Source organism: Rickettsia australis str. Phillips, from assembly GCF_000273745.1.
GTDB classification, from domain to species: domain Bacteria; phylum Pseudomonadota; class Alphaproteobacteria; order Rickettsiales; family Rickettsiaceae; genus Rickettsia; species Rickettsia australis.
The window spans coordinates 1-1,621 of record NZ_AKVZ01000040.1; the positions used below are offsets into that span (position 1 = coordinate 1).

Below are 1,621 nucleotides of genomic sequence, written 5' to 3' on the forward strand. Positions count from 1 at the left end.
TTATTAGGCGGATACAGTAAGGCAATACTAAAAGATAAACTAAAAGAATTATCTAAGCAATTAGAGAAAATGTCAAGTAATCAATTAGTAGGTTTTATACTTGATGAAAATAAGATCAACACAAACTTAAAAAATGTTTCTTTTTCAGAAAAAAAAGTAAGAGAGCAAGTAAATAACTTAAATAATGCAATCTTAGAGAAAATTTTTCTCCAAGATGATGGTACGATAACTGAACAAGATTTAACTAGAATATTACAAAAATATAAAGAAACAAATTTAATAAAGAATTTAACTAAAGCTATAATATATATTGATGGCAATGAAAGTAATGCAACTGTAAATAAAACTTTAGAAAAAGGTTTAGAAAACACTACTCCAGAACAACGAGGATTGATAGTAGACGTATTGACTCATAATACAAGGATACGAAAAGCTCTTATAACAAAAATAGACAGAGAACGAAGACAAGAACGAAATCAAAAATTAAACAAAAATACAGAAGGTGATCCTTTTGTAGATGCACTAAAGAAGGCACTTGTACAAAGGAAATCAAATCCAGAAACAATACAAAAAGAGCTAGAAAGAAGAAAGCAAGAAACACCAAAAGATTTGAATGCGTGGGATAGGGTTAGACAGAATATGCATAATCCAAATAACCAAAATGATAACCAAAATGATAATCAAAATACACAAGATGAGACTAATAAAGGATGGAAAGAGGATAATCAAAATGCACAGGATGAGAATAATCACAATGTTGACAGGATAACAAAAGCAAAGCATGAATTAGAGCAAGCAGTTAACGCTGCAACAAGAAAATTTAGTGAAATGAGCAGTCTCCTAAAAGACAATACAATAAAAAATGCAACAGCATGCCAAGGATATTTAAAAGGAGCTGAAGATCAACTAGCCTTAGCAAAAGAAAAAGGACAAGAACTAATAGAAAATTCAGTCCAAGCATTTAAAATAATACCTAAAAAATATCAAGATGATATGGATGAGAATTGGCAGAATTATTTATCACCGGAAGAAATAACAGAACTAAATGCACTAAATGACAAAACTAATACACTAAAGAGCAAAAAAAATAAATCTGGGAAATTCACATCAGCTGCAGACGCATCACAATTTAAAGCAAAACAACAAGAATATCACACGCTACTTGCAGAATTACAAAAAATCGGAATCGCAAAGCAACAAGAAAAACTTGTTAAAGACTACATAGATGAAATGGTCACAAATGCTAAAAAGGCAGTAGAAAAAATAGAAACAACTTTAGAGTACTTAAACAAGAAGAAAGAAAATAAATACGATAATGCAGAATCTAGTCCACTAATTTCTAAAGAAATATTAGAGGCTCAAGAGCAGCTAAAAAAAGCTGAACAAAAATTAGAACGTATTAAATTCAAGTATACAATTACTCAACAGAGGAAGGCGGATAGTTCTGACGAAGATTCTGATGATGATTGGGATGATGATTATGATAAAAAGGCAACAAAACAAAAAGAAGAGTTAGAAAATAAACACAAAAAAGATCTAGAAGATGCTCAAGAGGAGATAAAACAAGCTAAAAAAAACTTAGAGAATGCTGAAGCAACAGATGCAGAGCGTAAACAACAAG

1 pseudogene is annotated in these 1,621 nt (G+C 30.4%); it reads left to right on the top strand.

The window, feature by feature from the left end:
- Nucleotides 1-1,621, top strand: a pseudogene (locus A452_RS12295) (autotransporter domain-containing protein); the annotation flags it as partial.